Origin of the sequence: Kitasatospora sp. NPDC056184 (genome assembly GCF_042268405.1) — a bacterium.
Lineage (GTDB): Bacteria > Actinomycetota > Actinomycetes > Streptomycetales > Streptomycetaceae > Kitasatospora.
Genome location: NZ_JBHJUI010000001.1, coordinates 341,259 through 359,365, shown reverse-complemented (window position 1 = coordinate 359,365; position 18,107 = coordinate 341,259). Strand labels below are relative to the sequence as shown.

Annotated in this window: 18 protein-coding genes and 1 pseudogene; 9 read left to right on the top strand and 10 right to left on the bottom strand. The window is 74.4% G+C overall.

All coding sequences use genetic code 11. The features are described 5' to 3' along the window. The first annotated feature begins 97 nt into the window (after positions 1 to 97). The 5 genes and pseudogenes from ACFC0B_RS01065 (at position 98) to ACFC0B_RS01045 (ending at position 6,049) form a co-directional block, all read left to right on the top strand. On the top strand, positions 98 to 1,180 hold the full coding sequence (locus ACFC0B_RS01065) for an endonuclease/exonuclease/phosphatase family protein (protein ID WP_376080354.1): 1,083 nt from the start codon (positions 98 to 100) through the stop codon (positions 1,178 to 1,180). A 43-nt stretch (positions 1,181 to 1,223) separates the two neighbouring features. Further along, a complete protein-coding gene (locus ACFC0B_RS01060) occupies positions 1,224 to 1,652 on the top strand; it encodes a hypothetical protein (protein ID WP_376080351.1) in 429 nt (142 codons plus the stop codon). Between the two features lies 1 nt (position 1,653). Continuing rightward, positions 1,654 to 4,695: pseudogene (locus tag ACFC0B_RS01055) on the top strand (hypothetical protein); the annotation flags it as partial. Beyond that, positions 4,682 to 5,392, top strand: a complete 711-nt coding sequence (locus tag ACFC0B_RS01050) for a WD40 repeat domain-containing protein (protein WP_376082326.1) — start codon at positions 4,682 to 4,684, stop codon at positions 5,390 to 5,392. The pseudogene ACFC0B_RS01055 and the gene ACFC0B_RS01050, both read left to right, overlap by 14 nt. A 33-nt stretch (positions 5,393 to 5,425) precedes the next feature. After that, the gene (locus ACFC0B_RS01045) at positions 5,426 to 6,049 is read left to right on the top strand and encodes a hypothetical protein (RefSeq protein ID WP_376080348.1); all 624 of its coding nucleotides are present in this window, start codon (positions 5,426 to 5,428) and stop codon (positions 6,047 to 6,049) included. Positions 6,050 to 6,089: 40 nt separating this feature from the next. Here the strand turns inward: ACFC0B_RS01045 and ACFC0B_RS01040 are convergent, their stop codons facing one another. The 4 genes from ACFC0B_RS01040 to ACFC0B_RS01025 form a co-directional block, all read right to left on the bottom strand. Continuing rightward, positions 6,090 to 7,028, bottom strand: a complete 939-nt coding sequence (locus tag ACFC0B_RS01040) for an aldo/keto reductase (RefSeq protein WP_376080345.1) — start codon at positions 7,026 to 7,028, stop codon at positions 6,090 to 6,092. 88 nt (positions 7,029 to 7,116) lie between these two features. Next, positions 7,117 to 7,314: a hypothetical protein gene (locus ACFC0B_RS01035; protein WP_376080342.1), complete on the bottom strand. Its 198-nt coding sequence runs from the start codon at positions 7,312 to 7,314 to the stop codon at positions 7,117 to 7,119. Next, positions 7,311 to 8,249, bottom strand: coding sequence for a hypothetical protein (locus tag ACFC0B_RS01030; RefSeq protein WP_376080339.1), 939 nt, complete (start codon positions 8,247 to 8,249; stop codon positions 7,311 to 7,313). The genes ACFC0B_RS01035 and ACFC0B_RS01030 overlap by 4 nt, the downstream gene beginning before the upstream one ends. Before the next feature lie 158 nt (positions 8,250 to 8,407). Beyond that, positions 8,408 to 9,118, bottom strand: a complete 711-nt coding sequence (locus tag ACFC0B_RS01025) for a TetR/AcrR family transcriptional regulator (protein WP_376080336.1) — start codon at positions 9,116 to 9,118, stop codon at positions 8,408 to 8,410. A 108-nt stretch (positions 9,119 to 9,226) separates the two neighbouring features. On the opposite strand from ACFC0B_RS01025, the gene ACFC0B_RS01020 reads away from it, so the two are divergent. Then, entirely contained in the window at positions 9,227 to 9,895 is a 669-nt protein-coding gene (locus ACFC0B_RS01020; protein ID WP_376080334.1) for a DUF4386 domain-containing protein, read from the top strand. A gap of 70 nt (positions 9,896 to 9,965) precedes the next feature. Here the strand turns inward: ACFC0B_RS01020 and ACFC0B_RS01015 are convergent, their stop codons facing one another. Next, entirely contained in the window at positions 9,966 to 10,871 is a 906-nt protein-coding gene (locus tag ACFC0B_RS01015; protein ID WP_376080331.1) for a helix-turn-helix domain-containing protein, read from the bottom strand. A 312-nt stretch (positions 10,872 to 11,183) separates the two neighbouring features. On the opposite strand from ACFC0B_RS01015, the gene ACFC0B_RS01010 reads away from it, so the two are divergent. Further along, a complete protein-coding gene (locus ACFC0B_RS01010) occupies positions 11,184 to 11,984 on the top strand; it encodes a thioesterase family protein (RefSeq protein WP_376080328.1) in 801 nt (266 codons plus the stop codon). Here the strand turns inward: ACFC0B_RS01010 and ACFC0B_RS01005 are convergent. After that, positions 11,959 to 12,681, bottom strand: coding sequence for an NADPH-dependent F420 reductase (locus tag ACFC0B_RS01005; protein ID WP_376082325.1), 723 nt, complete (start codon positions 12,679 to 12,681; stop codon positions 11,959 to 11,961). The two genes, ACFC0B_RS01010 and ACFC0B_RS01005, sit on opposite strands and share 26 nt — an antisense overlap. An 86-nt stretch (positions 12,682 to 12,767) precedes the next feature. Between ACFC0B_RS01005 and ACFC0B_RS01000 the strand changes: the two genes are divergently transcribed. Further along, positions 12,768 to 13,160, top strand: a complete 393-nt coding sequence (locus ACFC0B_RS01000) for a winged helix-turn-helix transcriptional regulator (protein WP_376080325.1) — start codon at positions 12,768 to 12,770, stop codon at positions 13,158 to 13,160. Then, entirely contained in the window at positions 13,157 to 14,443 is a 1,287-nt protein-coding gene (locus ACFC0B_RS00995) for a hypothetical protein (RefSeq protein ID WP_376080322.1), read from the top strand. Before ACFC0B_RS01000 ends, ACFC0B_RS00995 begins: the two co-directional genes overlap by 4 nt. 103 nt (positions 14,444 to 14,546) lie before the next feature. Here ACFC0B_RS00995 and ACFC0B_RS00990 read toward each other — a convergent pair whose 3' ends face one another. The 4 genes from ACFC0B_RS00990 to ACFC0B_RS00975 form a co-directional block, all read right to left on the bottom strand. Beyond that, positions 14,547 to 15,326 (bottom strand): class I SAM-dependent methyltransferase, encoded by a 780-nt coding sequence (locus ACFC0B_RS00990; RefSeq protein WP_376080320.1) that lies wholly within the window; start codon positions 15,324 to 15,326, stop codon positions 14,547 to 14,549. A gap of 9 nt (positions 15,327 to 15,335) precedes the next feature. Next, entirely contained in the window at positions 15,336 to 15,926 is a 591-nt protein-coding gene (locus ACFC0B_RS00985) for a hypothetical protein (protein WP_376080317.1), read from the bottom strand. A gap of 134 nt (positions 15,927 to 16,060) precedes the next feature. Continuing rightward, complete coding sequence (locus ACFC0B_RS00980) at positions 16,061 to 17,485, bottom strand: aminotransferase class I/II-fold pyridoxal phosphate-dependent enzyme (RefSeq protein WP_376080314.1); 1,425 nt, start codon at positions 17,483 to 17,485, stop codon at positions 16,061 to 16,063. Between the two features lie 112 nt (positions 17,486 to 17,597). Next, a complete protein-coding gene (locus tag ACFC0B_RS00975; protein WP_376080311.1) occupies positions 17,598 to 18,065 on the bottom strand; it encodes a hypothetical protein in 468 nt (155 codons plus the stop codon). Between the last annotated feature and the right edge of the window lie 42 nt (positions 18,066 to 18,107).

Genomic DNA, 18,107 nt, shown 5'->3' with positions numbered 1-18,107 from the left:
GGGCCCCGTATCGGGCGGGTATCGTCCCCGTATTGGGGGTGTCCGGGTGGCGGATACCGGAATTCCGGCGTTCCGTTCGCCTGCTACGCTCCGCCGCATGGATCCGGATTCCGTTTCCCCGCGCCCCCGGCCCTCCGTCGGTCCGCGGCTGCTGGCCGGTGCCACCGGGCTGTGGGCGGTGTTCCTGCTGGCGGACTTCCTGGCGAGCGGCCGGTGGTGGTTCTGGCTGATACCCGGGCTGGCACCGCCGCTGCTGTTCCTCGCCGTCCCGGTGACGCTGCTCGCGCTGGTGTGGACGGTCCCGGGCCCGCCGCTGCGCCGGTGGCTGGTGCCGACGGTGCTGGCGCTGCTGGTCGCCGGACTTCCCCGGACCGGACTCAACTGGTCCGCCCTGCTGCCGGGTTCGGGCCCTTCGGCGGCCGGCCCGGCGCTCTCGGTGTTCTCCTGGAACACCGAGTACTGGGACACCACCGACGACCCGGACGCCTTCTACCGCTTCCTGCGCTCCCGCGACGCCGACGTCTACCTGTTGCAGGAGTACCTGGCCTGGGTGCGCGAGACCCACACCGAGATCGACGAACTCGACCGCATCCACCGGGAGTTCCCCGGCTACCAGGTGGTGGTGGCCGGCGAACTGGTCACCCTCTCCCGCTACCCGGTGCTCGCCACCCCGCCGGTCGGCCCGGCGCCGGCCCCGGACGCGCCCTGGGCGGAGACCTTCACCCGGCGCAAGGTGCTGCGCACCGACCTCGACGTGAACGGCCGCACGGTGTCCTTCTACAACGTGCACATCCCGGTCCAGGTCGACACCCGGGAGTCGGTGTTCGGCGGCGCCTTCTACCGGGTGGTCCGCGAGGCCGACGCCGCCCGCCGCGAGCAGTTCACCGCCCTGGAGCGCGACGCCGCCGCCAACCCGCACCCCCTGCTGATCGCCGGGGACTTCAACACCAGCCCCGCCATGGGCGACCTCGACCCGCTGCGGGCCCGCTTCGACGACGCCCGCTCGGCGAGCGGCGAGCTCTACCCCGGCAGCTGGGGCTCCGCCCTCGGCGCCGACTGGTGGCGCCTGGACTGGGCGTTCACCTCGCGTGCGGTGGCGGTGCGGCGGTACGCCTTCGTCGACGACCGGGGGATGTCCGACCACCGGGGGCAGGACCTGCGGATCTCTCTGCGGCCGTGATGTTCTGACGTCGCGCCAGATCGCCGTCCCCTATCGTGGTGCCATGGACCTCAGTTCGGAACTGACGACCCTGGCCACCACCGGCGCCACCCACCTGGTGGGCGCCGTCGCGTCCGACACCTGGCCGGCCGTGAAGTCGGGCGTCCTGGCCCTGTGGCGGCGCGCCCGCCCGGAACGGGTCGCGGAGGACCTGGAGGACGCCCGCGAGCAGTTGATCGCTGCCGAGGAGTCCGGCGCCGACCCCGCCGGCCTGCGGGTCCTGCTGGTGAACGAGTGGCAGGCGAGGCTGGCCCGGCTGCTCGTCACCCACCCCGAATCCGCCGGCGAGCTGCGCGCCCTGGTCGACGGCCTGCTGGCCGAAGGCGGTGACCGGCCCTCGGGACCGGTGACGATGACCGCGCACGTCAGCGGCGGCGGCAGCGTCTACCAGGCCGGCCGCGACCTCACCGTCCACCGCCGGACCGCCGACTGACGTGACCGAGCCGCAGGAGCCCGCCCGGCGCCAGGACGTCACCGTCTCCGGCGGCGGCGACGCGTACGTGGCCGGCCGGGACCTCCACATCACCACCGTCCACGGCGGCCCGGCCCCGCGCGCGGCACGCGGTGGCGGCGACGCCTGCCCGTACCCCGGTCTTGAGCCCTTCGGCGCCTCCTCGGCCACCTGGTTCCACGGCCGCGACCGGGCCGTCGCCGAGGTGTGCCGGCGGCTCGACGAGCAGCTGCGCCGGGGCGGCCCGCTGATCGTGCTCGGCCCGTCCGGCGCGGGCAAGTCCTCGCTGCTCGCGGCCGGCGTGCTCCCGGCCGTCGCCGACGGCGCCCTGCCGTCGCCCGGCTCCGCCGACTGGCGGCAGGTGCTGCTCACGCCGACGGCCTCACCGACGGCCGCGCTGGCGGCGGCCTTCGCGGACGTGTCCCGGGCATCCCGGGACGACGACCCGGCCGCGTACGCGGCCGCCGTCCTGGACGCGGTGCGCGGCTCCGGCCTGGTCCTCGTCGTCGACCAGTTCGAGGAGGTCTTCACCCTCGGCGCCGACGAGGCCGAACGCGCCTGGTTCGTCGAGGTACTGGACCGCCTCGCCCGCACGGCGGACGCGAACGCCCTGGTCGTGCTCGGCGTGCGCGCCGACTTCTACGCCCACTGCGCGGCCGACCCGCGCCTGCGCGAGGCCCTGCGGGCCGCCCCCGTCCTGCTGGACCCGCTGACGGAAACCGAGCTGGAGGAGGCGATCCGCCGCCCGGCCGAGGCGGTCGGCCTGGAGGTGCAGGACGGCCTGGTCGAACTGCTGCTCGCCGACCTCGGCGGCGCCGGCCCCGGCGGCCTCCCCCTGCTCGCCCACGCCCTGCGGGCCACCTGGCAGCAACGCGAGGCGGGCGTCCTGACCGTCGCGGGCTACCGGCTCACCGGCGGCATCCACGGCGCCGTCGCCCGCACCGCCGACGCGGCGTACACGGCGCTCACGCCCGAGGGCCGGGCGGCGGCGCGCACCCTGTTCCTGCGCCTGGTCGTCATCGGCCGCGACACCGAGGACACCCGCCGCCACGTCACCCACGCCGAGCTGGTGAGCGGCCTACCCGACGAACGGGCAGCGGCCGACGCCGTCGCCGCCTTCACCCGCCAGCGCCTGCTCACCGCCGGGCAGGACACCGTCACCATCGCCCACGAGGCCCTGCTCCAGGCCTGGCCGCGCCTGCACGAGTGGCTCGACCGCGACCGCGCCGGCCACCTGGTCCGCCAGGATCTGGAGCACGCCGCCGACGCGTGGGACCGCACCGGCGACCCGTCCCTGGTCTACCGCGGCGCCCGTCTGGAGACGGCCGAGGAGTGGGTCGCCGACCACGACGGCGACCTCAGCGACACCGGCCGGGCCTTCCTGGCCGCGGCCAGGCGCCTGCGGAGGCGCCGGCGCCGGGTTCGGCGCGCCCTGGTCGCCTTCAGCCTCGTGCTCGCCATGGTCGCGTCCGGCGCCCTGGTCGTCACCAGGATCCAAGCGGCACAACAGCGCGAGGACGCGGAGCGTCGCCTCGTCGAGCACATCTCGGCGGTGGCAGAGGGCCTGAAGGCCACGGACCCGCGCCTCAGCGCGCAGTTCGCCCTGGCCGCCTACCGGCGCGCCCCGAAGGAGGCGCTGGCCGCGAGGCTCGTGGAGTACCAGAACGGGGTGGTCACCGAAACGGCCGGCACCACGGCCTCCGGCTCCGAGGGGGCCGTCCGATCCGCCGCCCTCTCCCCGGCGGGAGATGTCCTCGCGCTGGGATTCGACGACGGCACCATCCGGCTGATGCCCCGCCCCGGGGCATCCCGGCCAGCCAGGCTCGGCGACTTCCAGGCGGAGAAGGATCACAGCATCACCTCACTCGCGATCAGTCCGGACGGCCGCCTGCTCGCGGCCGGCACCGACTCCGGCACCGCTCACCTCTGGGATCTCGCGGATCGAGCCGACCCGACAGTTCTCGCGTTGCCCGGAGCGCAGAGCGCGAGGGGCGACACCGCGGTGCTGTTCACACCGGACGGGCGCGTTCTCACCGCCGTCGGAAGCACTCCGGACGGCGCGGGCGCCCTGATCTCGCGCTGGGACCTCACCGGCCCGAATCCGCGTCCCGGCCCGTCCCGGCCCCAGATTCTCCCGAGCGGCCCGGTGGCCTCGGCGACATTCCTTCAGGAGGGCGCCGTCCTGGTCACCGAGGGCTCGAACGGCGCGGTCGAACTGTGGGACCTCACCGACCGGACCACCGACTCCGCACCACGCCTCTCGGCCTTCAGCCCCAACGGGAGGCTCCTCGCGGCCGCTCCCTCCCGCGGGCTGCTCGTCACCGGCGGCATCGACGACACGCTCCAGTTCTGGGACGTCCACGACCCGCGCGTCCCCGCGCTCGGGCTGACCAGCCGCCAGCTCTCCGGTCGGGGTGTCCCCCTCGCATCGGCGGCGCTGGACAGCCCCGGGCAGTGGCTGGCCGCCGTCGACCGCAACGGCGCGGCCGGCCTCTGGAACGTCGCCGACCTCTCCGCCGTGTCCAGGGTCGCCGACCTCCCGGCCGCCAAGCCGGACGCCACCGCGTCTCTCGTGATCAGCGCGGACGGCCGGACCGTGGCGACGACCGGCGCGGCCGGCCACGCCATCGTCTGGACCCTGCCGCCCACACTCCTCGCCACCGCCGGCCCCGTGGCGTTCAGCCCGGACGGGCACCTGCTCGCCGCCACCCGGGGGAACACGGCGACGGTGCTGTGGGACGTCTCCGACCCCCACCGTCCGGTCCTGCTGGGATCGGTGGCGCCGGAAGCCGTGCAACCGGTCCGTGCACTGGCGTTCAGCCCCGACGGACGAACCCTCGCCGTCGGCACCGGAGACCTCAGGGGCGCCTCCGGAACGGTCTCCCTGGTCGACGTCACCGACCCGCAGCGGCCCGTCCTGCTCGGCCCCCGGCTCCCCGCCGACGACCCCGTCCCCGTCGTCAGCACGCTGGCGTTCAGCCCCGACGGGCGAAGGCTCGCAACCGGGCACCGTGAGGGCAGCACCAGGGTCTGGGACATCACCGATCCGGCCCGGCCCCGCTTCCTGCGCGGGGCGCCGCCCAACGGGCCGGGACCGGTCCTCTCCTTGGGGTTCACCCCGGACGGAGGATCCCTCTGGGTCGGCACTCCGTCCCGGATGGGATTGCACGACCTCGCCCGTGAGCCCTCGGCCCCTCGGGGAACGTGGGACGTCCTGTTCTCCGGGGTTCCCGCGCTCTGGGTCCGTCCCGACGGTGGGGTCCTGCTGGTGGACAGTGAGAGGGACGACTTCTACGTCCGGAGCTTCGACACCCGGGTGTTCCCTGCCGAGAGGGGGGGGCCAATGGCTCGTGCCCGGCAGCTTCCCCAGCGCCGCCGCCTTCAGCCCCGACGGCCGCACCCTGGCCGTCGGCGGCGGAACCGGCGCCGTCCGGATCGTGTCCCTCCAGCAGCAGGGCCGGTGGATCGAGACGGCACCGGGAGCGTTCCTCACCGGGCCGACCGGCGCAGTCGACTCGATCGCCCTCACGCCGAACGGCCGTACCGTCGCCGTGGCGAGCGCCGACGGGAGCGTCCGGCTCTGGGACCTCGACCCCACGGCGGCCATCGACACCATCTGCGCGACCGGCCGCGGCGCTCTCACCGCCGAGATCTGGAAGAAGCTCGTCCCGGAGGCCCCGTTCCGGGACCCCTGCGCGGACCGGGCCGACGGGCCGGCCTGACCGGCTGTCGGCGGCCCCTGCTTGACTGCCGGCATGCGTGAACTCCTCGCCCGCCTGCCCGGCCCCGCCGCCCTGCGCGACCGCTGCCGGGGCATCGCCATGCTCGAAGCAATCCTCGGCCCCGACTGGGTGGACCGCTACTACTCCTTCAACGCGCGCTGGAGCGAGGGCGAGGAGATGGCGTCCATGCGGGACGGGCAGGGCGACGACTGGTTCATGGTCTTCTCCGCCGCCGGGGTGTACGCGCGCGGGTTCGACCACGCGGCGCCGAACGCGGGGGCGCGGCTGCTCGCGGAGGTGCCTCCGGCGTTCCGCTCCTGCGTGACGGAGCCGGCATTCGGGGAGGAGGACGGTGTGCCGCTCGCCACCGTCTGCTTCTGGCGCGAGCCCGGCGACGCCGCGTGGCGGGCGCCGTCCGCCGGACCCACGGGCGGGGTGGGACTCTTCGGGCTGCTCGCCGCCGAGGATCCGGCGGAGGCGTACCGGGAGTGGGCCGAGGAGTACTACGAGCTGGAGGACGGCCTCGACCCCTCGGCGATCGCCCACGTCCTCGCGCTGCGCCCGCTCACCGACGCCGTCGTGTCCGCCCTCAACCCGGACCTCACCCTCGCCATAGTCGCCGACGACGTCGCCGAGATCGGCTACCCGGCGTCCTGAGGGGCCGGCCCGGTCACGGCCCGGCCCCTCAGGACAGCGCCTACAGCGCGGCCTCGTCCAGCGTCCGGCGCTGCTCGGCCGTCAGCGTCACGTCGAGCGCGCCGAGCGCCTCGTCTAGCTGGGCGACCTTGCTCACGCCGACCAGCGGCAGGATCCGCGCCTCGTGGTCGAGCAGCCAGCTCAGCGCCACCTGGTTGACGGTCGCGCCGGTCTCCTCGGCCACCGCACGCAGGGCGGCGAGGCGCTTCGGGGTACCCGGGTGGTCGTAGGCTGCGCCGATCTCGACGTCGTCGCGGGTCAGGCCGCCGGAGAGGATCGGGCTGTAGACCCACAGCCGCAGGTCGCCCTCGGAGCGGACGTAGTCCAGGAGTTCGGACGTCACGTGCACATGGGCCGAGGACAGCAGCGGCACGTCGAAGCGCGGTTGCAGGTACGAGTACCGGTACTGCAGGTGCGCGTAGCGCGGGCCGTCCCCGGCGAGCGCGCGGGCCCGCTCGACCCGCCACACGGCGTGGTTGCTGGCGCCGACCTCGCCGGCCTTCCCGGACGTCACCAGGTCGGCCAGGGTCTCCACCGTCTCGGCGAGCGGCACCGAGCGGTCCTCGATGTGCGTCCAGTAGACGTCGACGTGGTCCGTGCCGAGGCGCCGCAGGCTGGCCTCGACGCCGGCCCGGACCGCCTTCTCCGACAGGCCCTCCGCCGCCTCCAGACCGGCCCCGGGCACCGTGGGCCGGGCGCCGACCTTGGTGCTGATGACGACCTTGTCCCGCGCCTTGCGGCTGGCGAGCCAGCGTCCGATGACGGCCTCGCTCTCGTCCCCGGTCGCGCCGTCGAGCCAGAACGCGTAGTTGTTCGCGGTGTCGAGGACCGTTCCGCCGTTCTCGATGAAGTGGTCCAGGATCCGGAACGAGGTCTCCTCGTCGACGATCGTGCCGAAGCCCAACGTCCCCAGGACGACGGTGCGCTGAGGAACAGTCATGGGTGTGCATCCCTCCCGTTGTGGTCTGGACCATTCAAGACCCATTCGCGATCACCCGCAACAGCGTCCCGGATCATCGGCCACGACATCACCCGGCCACGAACGCCAGCGCCCCGAGCGCCACCAGCATGCTCCCCCCGAACGCCGACCCGGCCCACAACGCCGCCTCACCCGCCCGCGCCCCGAGCCGGGTGCGGAGGATGAACGTCACCAACCCGACGACGGTGGAGACCAGCACGGCCACCAACAGCCACACCAGCCGCACCCCGACGGCGGGGCCGCTCACCGGTGGCCCCCGGAGAGGCCCTGCGCCGTCCTCGCGGTCAACGCGTCGGCCGCGGCCAGGGCGCGGCGCCGCTCGTCCTCCTCCAGCCAGGCCAGGTCGCTGCCCCTGGCCGCGGCGTCCAACCCGGCAAGGCAGGCCACGGCAGCGTCCCGCACGAGCGGCAGTGGCCGGTCTTCGTCATCCGCCCAGCGGTGCCCGTGCAGCCGTTCGTCGAGCAGGCCCAGCATCGCGAGGGCCAGGTCCCGGAACCGGTCCACCTCCTCCGCCGTCGACCAGCGCCCCCTGCTGAAGGTCCCGGCGAGGTGACACGCCGACTCTCCGGGCCCGCGCGGGACTTCGAGGAGTTCGGCGAGGTACGCGCGGCCTTCCCGGGACGGCATGTCCGCCCGAAGCCGCGGCCGGTTCCAGGTCGTGGCCGACGACTTCGTCGGCATGATCCCGAGCACTTCGACGATCCGGTCCAGTTCATCCATCGCCTCGGCCATCGGCAGCAGGCACCTCGCCGGCCAACGCGCATCCCTGGCCCGCCCGACGCACCGCAGCAACACCGCCAGGCGCAAGGTGACGAAGGCCAGCGAACCTCGCACCTGGTCGCACATCCAGTCCGGGAGCCGGTAGAACCCGTAGTAGTCCGGCCACCAATCAGTGCGCGTGGCCGCCTCGGGCCCGCCGTCGTCGGCGTGCAGCAACCGCCGGACGACCTTCCGGTCCGCGCCCTCGCACTCCAGGTGGGCTGCTATGACGTTGACCAGGTCGCCGATCGCGTGCGCCGCGTCGTTCATGCGGATCATGACGTCGGTCGCCCACGCGCCGTGCGTAGCGGCGCTCTCCTCCAACACGTCCAGCAACGGTTCGACGACCAGCAGGACGCAGTCGACGGCCGCCGCCCGCAGGTGCGGCGGCATGGCGTGGCCGTGGGGGTGTCGTCGCGGCATCGTGCATCCCTCTGACATGCGCCGCCCGTGCCTCGGCGCATGCTCGCGAGCACGGTGGACCGAGGGGTGATCGCGATGACTCAACTTCCGGCCGTCACAGGCATCGTGGGCACGGGCCACAACGCACAGCCGCGGCCGTCGCCACGGCCGTGGCAGCACTATAGACGGTTCCCCGCGGCCGATGTCCAGCTGGCCCGGTGGAGGCGTTCGATGCCGTCGAGCAGCACGTCGAGGGCGAACTCGAACTCGAACCGGTCGTCGCAGCCGCCGCCGGGGGCCGGGCCGTCCTCCGGGTGGGCGGCGGTGGCGGCGATCTCCGCGATGTGCGGGTAGCGGGCGGCGAGTTGGGCGGCCGCACCGGCGTCCGGGGGTGAGGACGGGGAGGTGGTGAACAGCTCCTGGGTGAAGCCCAGGACGCGGCCGCCGAGGGCGTGCATCGCGTGGTGGGTGAGGTCGGCGGAGAGGCCGCCGGAGCGGAACAGGCCGATCACCGCGTCCAGATGGGCGAGCATCGCGGGCGTCGGGGCGGGCAGGGTCTCGATCACGCGCGGCGCCCAGGGGTGGCGGCGCAGCGCCCGGCGGGCGGAGAGGACGCGGTCGCGCACGGCCTCCTTCCACCGCGCGCCGGGGGCGGGCGGGTCGATCTCGCCGACGACGGCGTCGACCATGCCGGTGAGCAGCTCCTCCTTGTTGGCGACGTGCTTGTAGAGGGCCATCGGCACCACGCCCAGTTCCTGGGCGAGTTTGCGCATGCTCAGCGCGTCGGCCCCGCTCCCGCCCTCGCCGTCGGCGAGCGCCACGGCGGCGCGCAGCACGCGCTCGCGGTTCAGCGGGATGCGGGTGCGGCGGGTTCCCTCGCCCTCGGTCATCGTCGGCCCTCCCTGGTGGTCGTCGGCTTGACGAGTGTACGGCGTACGCCTACCGTAAGCCGAGGTGTACGCCGTACACCTTCAGGGGGTGGAGAGGGGATGATCCGGATGGACAGACGGACGGCCGTGGTCACGGGCGCACTGTTCCTGCTGACCGAAGTCGCGGCGGTGGCCGGGATGTTGCTCTACCGGCCGGTACTCGACGGCGCCGCGTACGCGGCCGGTGGCGGCGCGGACGGGCGGGTGGCGGCGGGGGCGCTGTGCGAGGTGGTGCTGGTGCTGGCGGTGGTCGGCACGGGGGTGGCGCTGTACCCGGTGCTGCGGCGGCACCAGGAGGCGGTCGCGCTCGGCTACGTCTGCGGGCGGCTGCTGGAGGCGGCGGTGATCGCGGTCGGCATCGTCAGCCTGCTGGCCGTCGTCACCCTGCGCCGGGACGCCGGGGCCGAGGCCGCCACCGCCGCCCGCGCCCTGGTCGCCGTCCACGACCGGACGTTCCTGCTCGGCCCGAATCTCGTCCTCGGCGCGAACTCGCTCGCGCTCGCGTCCCTGATGCACCGCTCCCGGCTGGTGCCGCGCCCCGTCGCCGTCCTCGGACTGGTCGGCGGGACGCTGATCCTGGCCTCGGGCGTGGCGGTGCTGTTCGGCGTCTACCCGCAGGTGTCGACGGCCGGCTCGCTGGCCGCCCTGCCCGTCTTCGCCTGGGAGGTCACGCTCGCCGTCCGCCTCCTCGCCAAGGGCTTCACCCCGCCCCGCCCCGCCGTCGCCCTCCCTGACTGAACCGGGCTGAACCGGGCCGGGCCGGGCCGCCGTCAGGGGGGGCCGGACCGGCCGGCCCCCCGTGCGACGACTACCAGTCCTCCGCCTCGCGTTCGAAGAAGTCGCTGAAGCAGCCCGCCTCGCGCGCCCCGGACGGGGACTCGCGGACCGTCACCTGACGGGCCATGCCGCGCAGTTCGCCCGGCGTACGGCCGGACAGGGCGCGGAAGTCACGGTTCATGTGGGCCTGGTCGTGGTAGCCGCTCATCGCCGCCACCTCCGCGAGGGAGAGGTGTCCGGGCCGGGCCAGGTTCATCGCGTGCTGGAAACGGAGGACCCTGGAGAGCGTCTGCGGCGGCAGGCCGACGTGGTCCCGGAACACGTGCTGGAGACGGCGCTCGCCGCGGCCCGTCGCGTCGGCGAGTTCACGGGCGGTCATGCCGCCGTAGGTCTCGCGCAGCCGGTGCCAGGCCTCGACGGCGAGGCCGGAGAGCGGCGCGGCGGCCTCGAACCGCGGTCGCAGGGCGGCGTCGACGGCGGCCCAGCGGTCGGTCCAGTCCCGGGCCTCCGCCAGTTGCTCGGTCAGCCGCGCCGTCCAGCCCGGGCCCAGGGCCTCGTCCGGGTGCGTGGCCGAGTTGGCGAGCCGGTGGAGCGGCAGGCCGAACAGGCGGAACGCCCCCATGGCCGTGAACTCGACCTCCACGGCCTGCCCCGACCCCCGGTAGCCCGCCACCACCGGGGCCGTCTGCAGGCCCGCGAGCATCGCGTGGCGGGTCCCCGCGCTGCCCAGCCCCTGCCGGATGGACAGCGGTTCGCCCCAGCCCACCACCAGGGTGACCGCCAGGCTGGGCAGGGTGACTCTCGGAGGCTGGGCGCCGGCCGTCCGGAATCCCCGGCACCGGACGACGTCCCCGCGCATCCAGTCCGGCGGCCGCCGCTCGACGTTCTCACCCTGGTCCTGCTGCTCGTCCACCGTCGTGCCGGCCTTCGAAGCCACGGGCCCTCCCGCCATCCGCGATCCTCCCCGTCGACACCCATGATTCACCACCGCGGCCGCCGCGGGGTTCGCTTTCGTACAAGCGCCCGCCGCCGTCGCGGCGCATCCTGGACGCGTGCCCCTCACTCGGTGTCGGCCCCGCGCGGGGGGCGGGGCCGCCACCGGGAGGGCCACGGCGCGGCCGGTGTCGCGCCCGGTGTCGCGCCCGTCTCCGGTTTGACCCACTGTGTGACAGATCACGGCGACCGCCGCCGCGCTTCGCGCCTACGATTCGGGAACGATGCACCTGCCCCGGGCGAGGAGACGGCACCCGTGACCACCAGCACCATCGCGCGTGAGAGCTACTACCAGCGGACGGGTGAGCGCACGTTCAAGCCCACCGCGCACGCGGGTGGTGCGTGGAGCGCCGACGAGCAGCACTTCAGCCCACTGGCCGGCCTGGTCGTGCACGCCGTCGACCAGTACCTCGCCGGGCGCCCCGGGGGCCTGGCGCTCGCGCGGATCAGCTACGACATCCTCGGCCGGATCGCGCTCGACGAGTGCGAGATCACCGTGGAGACGGTCCGCCCGGGCCGCACCATCGAACTCCTCGAAGCGACCGTGGCGATCGGCGGCCGCGCCGTCGTCCGGGCCCGCGCCTGGCTGCTGGCCACCCTGGACACCTCGGCCGTCGCCGACAGCCCGCGCGAGCCGCTGCCCGCGCCCGCGTCGCTCCCCGTCTGGGCCATGGACGAGGCGTGGGAGGGCGGTTACATCTCCTCCATCGAGGTGCGTCGCGTGCCGCCCGTCCGCCGGGGCCGCACGACGGCCTGGCTGACCTCGCACGTCGACCTCGTCGCGGGCGAGCCGAGCAGCCCGCTCGCCTCCTTCGTCGCGCTGGTGGACACCGCCAACGGCATCGCCCCGCAGCAGGACCCGACCGAGTGGATGTTCCCCAACGTCGACCTGACGATCCACCTCCACCGCGCGCCGCGCGGCCCCTGGACCGGCCTGGACACCACCGCCACCTTCGGCCCGACCGGCCAGGGGCTCACCAGCACCGTCCTGCACGACGTGGACGGCCCGGTCGGCCAGGCCGAGCAGATCCTCACGGTCCGTCCGCAGCCCCGGTAGCGGCACCGGGAACAGCTCCGGGAACGGCCCCGGGAACAGCCCCGGGTACGGGCGGCTCCCCCGCCGCGTACGCCAGCGGCGGGGCGATCGCCTGCGCGTCCGCGCCCTCGCCGACCCAGAGACCGATGAACAGCGCCGCGGTCGCCTCCAGCAGGCCCGCCCGGTCCAGTCCGCCGCCGGCGACCGGCCGGCAGCCCGCGTCCCGCACCAGTTCGCGCACCCGGGCCAGGGCCGCCGGGTCGTCCCCGCAGACCGGGACGGCCAGCGGCCTGCCGTCGAACACCGGCGGCCGCATCCGCCACACGTCCTCGTGGCAGAGGTTGAACGCCTTGACCACCTCGGCCCCGGGGGCGGCCGCGGCGAGCCGGCGCGCCGCCGAGGGTCCGCCGTCCGTCAGCAGCCGGAAGCCGGGGCCGACGGGGTTGGAGCAGTCGACCAGTACCGTGCCGTCCAGCTCCGCCCGCAGGTCCCGCACCACCTCCTCCCCCGCCCCGAACGGCAGCGCGGCCAGCACCACCTCGCCGAACGCCGCCGCCGCGCGCAGCCCGGCGGGCTCCGCGGCGCCCCCGATCCGCCGCGCGAGCCGCTCGGCCCGGGCGGCGTCCCGCCCGCCGACCACCACCTCGTACCCGGCCCGCGCCCAGTGGGTGGCGAGCGCGTCCGCCATGTTGCCCGTGCCCAGCACACCGATCCTCATCACGCAGCTCTCCGTTCGCCGTTCGGAACCGTCGTTCGGAACCGTCCGCACCGACGCTAGGGAATCCGTCGGGCACCATCTGGTACGTGACCACCGACGCGTTCCTCGCCGACTGCCGCGCCCGCCTCGCCTTCGACCTGCTCGCCAACACCTGGAACGCCGTGGTCCTCTGGGCCCTGCGGGACGGTCCGCGGCGCCCGGTCGAGCTGCGCGAACGGATCGGCGGCATCAGCTCCAAGGTCCTCACCGAGACCCTGCGCCGCCTCCAGTTCAACGGCCTGGTCGACCGCCGGGCCCTGCCCGGCGCCCCGCCCCGCGTCGAGTACCGGCTCACCGCGCTGGGCCGAAGCTTCCTCGCCCCCATCGACGCCGTCGGCGCCTGGGCCTTCGAGCACGGCGACGAGGTCATGGCCGCCCAGGAGTTCGGCGAGGCCCGGGCGGAGGCCCGGCGCGGCCGGCTGGGAGAATCCGGGGCGTGACCTCCCCGTTCCCCGTCCGCCGCGTCCTCGGCACCCGGCCGTTCGCCGAAGCCGGCCACCCCGTCCTCACCGAGTCCGACGGGGGGCGCGGCCTGCTGGCCGTCGCCGGCGAGCCCGGGTTCGCCGGGGCGGCGACGGTCGGCGTGTACGGGGCCGGGGACCTCCGCTGCCGGGCGGTGCTCCGTGCCCGCTTCCCGGTCCACGCGCTGGCCTTCCACCCCACGGCGCCGCTGCTCGCCGTCGGCACCGGGGCGTACGACGGCGGCTACCTCTTCGAGGGCGAGCTGCTCCTGCTCGACTGGGAGACCGGCGCCACCACCTCCCTCATCGAGCCCCCCTTCGGCCGCGAGGTCCTCGGGCTGACCTGGCTCGACGAGCAGGCGCTGCGCGTGCTGATGGCGCCGCCCGACGACTGGAAGGACCGGAAGGCCCACGTCGAGGGCCACCTCGCCGTGGTGCGCCGAGCCGACTGGCGCTCCGTCGCCCCCGGTTCGGTGACCGGCGCCGACCTGGCGGGCCCCCGGGTGCCCGCCCCGCGCCCCGACGGGCGGGACGAGGCCCGCCGCGTGCTCAGCGCGCTCAGCCCCGACCGGGAGCCGCGGCGGCACGTCCTCGCCGTGGAGGAGCTGCCGAACGGCGCGGTGCTGGCCACCCTCGACCAGGACGAGGACGACCCGGAGCGGCCCGGCCGCACCCCCCTCGCCGACGGACTGCTGCTCCGGTACCGGACCACGGGGGACGTCGACCGGCACGACCGCCTGCAGATCCGGTACGGCAGCCGGGACTACGTCAACGAGGTCCCGCGCAAGCACCGGGGGCCGGAGCAGCCCCGGCTCTCGGTGCGCTCCCCCGAGGGGGACGGCGTCCAGCCCCTGTTCCCGCTCTCCTGGGAGCCCGGGGAGATCCACTTCCCCGGCCCGGGGGCCGAGACCGACGACGGCGACCTGGTGCACGCCGGCACCGTCCACCACGGCCACGGGCTGCAGCCGGGCGGCTCCTTCGTCGTACGCCGCGCGGCGGCCGACGGCGCGCCGCGCTGGGTCTTCCGCACCGACCACGTCGCGACCGACCTCGACCTCGACCTCGACGGCGACACCGTGTATCTCGCCTACCGCAACGGCGACCTCGTGACCCTCGACCTCCACGACGGCACCCTCCGCCGCCGCCACCGCCTCACCGTCGCCGGCGTCCCCGCCGTCCCGACGGCGCTCACCCTCACCGCACCCGGCCGCCTGCTCGTCGGCACGTCCGACGGCCGGGTCCTGGAATGCGCGGTCGAGTAGGCCCTGCGGGGAGTGGAAGGTCGGCCCGGCCGACTTCCTGCGCCGGTGGGGGCTGCTGCTGGAAGCCGGCGGACCGCCTTCCGCCCCGTCGGCGAGGGTGGGGTCAGAGCCGCCGGGTGCGCAGCACGCCGGTCAGCATGGGGAGGGTGAACTCGCCGTCGGCGAGCTCGGGGCGGCCGGCGAGGAAGGCACGGATCTCGCTGCGTCTGGTCGCGCGCTCCTGTTCCGGCATCAGGAGCATCCCGGCGCGCGTCGCGAGGGTCTCGACGAGGGAGTCGGCGGTGCGGCGCTGCCCGTGCGGGAAGGCGGACTGCTCCGGCGAGCCGAACCGGGGGGCGTCACCGTTCTTCGGGAGGTGCATGTCCGCCGTCTCGGCGCCCCAGCCGGCGGGGGTGTCGCGCACGCCGACGGCCTCGGTCCCGCCGACCCGGGCGAGTCCGGCGACCCAGTCGACCTCGTCGTCCAGGAGGTTCCACAGGCCGGCCAGGACGCCGCCGGGGGCGAGGACGCGGGCGATCTCGGGTCCCGCGACGGCCAGGTCGAACCAGTGCATCGCGTTGCCCGCGACCACGGCGTCGACGGAGGCGTCCTCCAACGGGATCCGCTCCGCGCTGCCCGACAGGGCGCGCACGGCGGGCAGCGAACGCTGCAACTCGGCCAGCATCGCCGGGTCGGGCTCGACGGCGACGACCTCGGCGCCGAGCGCCACCAGCGTGGCGGTCAGCTTGCCGGTCCCGGCGCCCAGGTCGAGCACCCGCGGGCCCGGCGCCGCTTCGAGCGCCCACCGCACCGCGGCCCGCGCGTAGTCCGGCCGGTGCTCTGCGTAGGCGACGGCGGCGGCCCCGAAGGACGAGGCGTGCGGTAACTGCTCGTCATGATCCATACGGGCACGCTACCTCGGCGGTCCGCACCCGTCGACGGGACCGGCCAGCGTCTCGACGGGCCAGAGCGGTCGGGTCCGCTCCTTGCGGGTGAGGGCGGCCAGTTCCTCGGGCGGTTCGGCGCCGTCCCGTACGGAGGCGAGGTAGGCCTTGGCCTCGGGAAGGCCCAGCCCCGGGGCCTTCCGGCGCAGGTGGCGCATCGCGGCCACGGTCCCGGCGGAGCGCAGCAGTTCGCGGACCTCGGCGGCGAGCGGATCGGGGCGTCGGGCGCCCTTGGTCTGGAGCAGGTAGTGGTCCTCCCACTCCTCGGCCTGCCACCAGGCGTCCGGGACGTAGTGCAGGCTCCCGTCGTGCCGGTCCACGAGCACGTGGCTGTTCCCGCCGACGGGCCTGCCGATCCCGTCCCCGTTCCCGTTCCCGTCCCCGTTCCCGTCCCCGGCACGGGCGGCCGCCGCCGGGCCCCAGAACACGAGCCACCCGACCTCGTACTCCTCCACCGCGTGGACGGCCAGTTCCGGTACCGGCCCGTGCCACTGCTCCGCCGGCCGGTCGCCCGCCAGGTAGGACTCGACCAGCCCGATGGCGCGTTCCTTGTCGATCACGCTCCCATCGTCCGGCACTGGTCAAGCGGTTATGGCGCAGGAAGTCGGACGGGCCGACTTCCTGCGCACCACTGTTCCACGCGGCGATCGGCCCCGGAGGGCGAGTCCCCCGGGGCCGGCCGTTCCTCCACCCTCTATCCGAGGATCACCAGCTTGCTCAACGCGTCCGCCACGCGGTCGATCGCCGTGCAGACGACCTCGGGCTGGTAGGCGGTGAAGCACAGGCGGAAGTATCCGGGGGCGGGGCTGTGCATCGTCTCGCCCGGCAGCAGGGCGACCTCGGCGGCCGGGCCGGCCAGGTAGTTGAAGAGCCACAGCTCGTCGTCGTTCACGTCGGTGTCCAGGGTGAACGGCAGCGGCGTCACAGCGGCGGCGCCCTCGGGCGGGCGCTTGCCCAGGTACGCCGTCAGGTCCACCCAGAAGAACTGGGCCGGGTTATCGCCCTCCGTATGGACGAACTCGATGTTCCGGGCGACCAGCCGGTCCCGGACCTTCTCGAAGCTCTCGCTCAGCAACTCCCGGTACCGCCGCATCGCGAAGTCGGTGTACAGCTCCGCGCCGCCCCCGTTCACCGTCGTGTCCAGGATCGCGCGGAGCACGAAGTGCTTCAGCGAGTCGACCGGGGTGAACCACGACATCGGGTGCTTCTTCTCCTCGATGCCCTTCGTCCCCAGCATCGCCCGCTGCACCGGCCCGGACTTCGACACCACGAAGCCCGTCCGGAACCCCGAGAGGCCGAAGTCCTTCGCGAACCCCCACACCACGTGGATCCGCTCCGGCGCCCGGTCGTACGCGTCGAGCGCCAGCGCGCTCGTGAACGGGACCCGCGCACCGTCGACCTGCGAATGGCAGTAGATCTCATCGGAGATGATGTGCATGTCGGTCTCGCCGAGCACCCACGCGTAGATCTCGTCCAGCAAGGGCTGACCGTAGTTGACGCCCAGCGGGTTGTGCGGATTGGTCAGCGCCAGCAGCCGGGGGAACTCGCCGAACAGCCGGTTGTGCTTGAAGTACGCCTGCTTGATCGCGTCCAGCGTGAGCTTGAACCGGTCCGGCCCCTCGGTGGACAGCGGCACCGGGACGCACTTCAGCTTCGGCCGCTGCTCGAACGACCAGTTGAACCCCTGCCAGTACGGCGCCGGCAGCAGGACCGCGTCCCCCTCCTTCAACGGCGGCGGGCCGGCCTCCCCCGGCAGCAACGGCCCCTGGAGCGCGAACGCGAGACACTCCAGCGCCGAGCCGACGCCGCCCGTGCCGAACAGGTCGCCCGGCGCGACCGGTGCCTCGAAGGCCTTGGTCAGCAGCACCGCGACCTTCTCGCGCAGCTTCAGGTCACCGTACGGACTGACGTAGTGGATGTACTTCTCCGGCAGCAGACGGGTGTCGTCGAACACCATCTTCTGCATCGAGTCCTCGTAGACGAGGACGTTCTCCGCGACGGACAGGTCGATGAGGTTGTCCGAAGCGAGGTCGCGGCGGTAGATCGCGAGGGCCTGCTCGAAGTCGGGAATCCGGGCGAGCAGCTCGGCGGGCTCGATCGGGCCGGTCGAAACGGTCATGGCGGTGTGGCTCACTTCCGGGGTTGCGAACGGTTCGCATACGGGCTCCAGCGCACCACGACCCCGCAACCACCGCCAGCCGTTCACGCCCATCCGGCGGCGCACCAGGAGCTCACTCCGACCTCCGCGCCCTCCCCCACGCCCACGCGCCCCCGCTCACCACCAGCGCCACGCCCAGCGCGTACGCCGGGAGCCACCGCGTGGTCGTCGCCGCCAGGCAGTCGTTCACCGCCACCCGGCTCTGCTGCTCCTGCGCGAACGCCAGCGCCTCCGCGTCCTGCCCCGCCAGGTTCCCCAGCGCGGCCTGCGCGTGCAGGCCCTCGTACCGCCCCGCCAGGACACACCCCGTCCTGCTCCCTTCCATCGGGAACAGCCAGTCCCACCGCTGCATCGCGGGCGCCAGCGCCAGCGCCACGCACAGGCCGACCACCAGCGAGTACGCCGCCAGGTTCCACGCGTAGCCGGCGGCCGTCCGCACCGGAACGCGCCCGAAGGCCAGTACGACGGTCAGCAGCGTCACCCCGAGATACGTGGAGAACCACTCCCACGAACCCGACGCCAGCGAGAACGCGAGCACCACCCCCAGCGCCGTACTCAGGACACCGGCGTCACTGCCCCCGAC

What these genes read in the sequence shown, in the direction of transcription:
- ACFC0B_RS00990 (WP_376080320.1), bottom strand. Translation starts at nt 15,326, where the DNA reads ATGGATCATGACGAGCAGTTACCGCACGCCTCGTCCTTCGGGGCCGCC.
- ACFC0B_RS01020 (WP_376080334.1), top strand. Translation starts at nt 9,227, where the DNA reads ATGGACAGACGGACGGCCGTGGTCACGGGCGCACTGTTCCTGCTGACC.
- ACFC0B_RS01030 (WP_376080339.1), bottom strand. Translation starts at nt 8,249, where the DNA reads ATGCCGCGACGACACCCCCACGGCCACGCCATGCCGCCGCACCTGCGG.
- ACFC0B_RS01005 (WP_376082325.1), bottom strand. Translation starts at nt 12,681, where the DNA reads ATGAGGATCGGTGTGCTGGGCACGGGCAACATGGCGGACGCGCTCGCC.
- ACFC0B_RS01065 (WP_376080354.1), top strand. Translation starts at nt 98, where the DNA reads ATGGATCCGGATTCCGTTTCCCCGCGCCCCCGGCCCTCCGTCGGTCCG.
- ACFC0B_RS01040 (WP_376080345.1), bottom strand. Translation starts at nt 7,028, where the DNA reads ATGACTGTTCCTCAGCGCACCGTCGTCCTGGGGACGTTGGGCTTCGGC.
- ACFC0B_RS01045 (WP_376080348.1), top strand. Translation starts at nt 5,426, where the DNA reads ATGCGTGAACTCCTCGCCCGCCTGCCCGGCCCCGCCGCCCTGCGCGAC.
- ACFC0B_RS01060 (WP_376080351.1), top strand. Translation starts at nt 1,224, where the DNA reads ATGGACCTCAGTTCGGAACTGACGACCCTGGCCACCACCGGCGCCACC.
- ACFC0B_RS01025 (WP_376080336.1), bottom strand. Translation starts at nt 9,118, where the DNA reads ATGACCGAGGGCGAGGGAACCCGCCGCACCCGCATCCCGCTGAACCGC.
- ACFC0B_RS00980 (WP_376080314.1), bottom strand. Translation starts at nt 17,485, where the DNA reads ATGACCGTTTCGACCGGCCCGATCGAGCCCGCCGAGCTGCTCGCCCGG.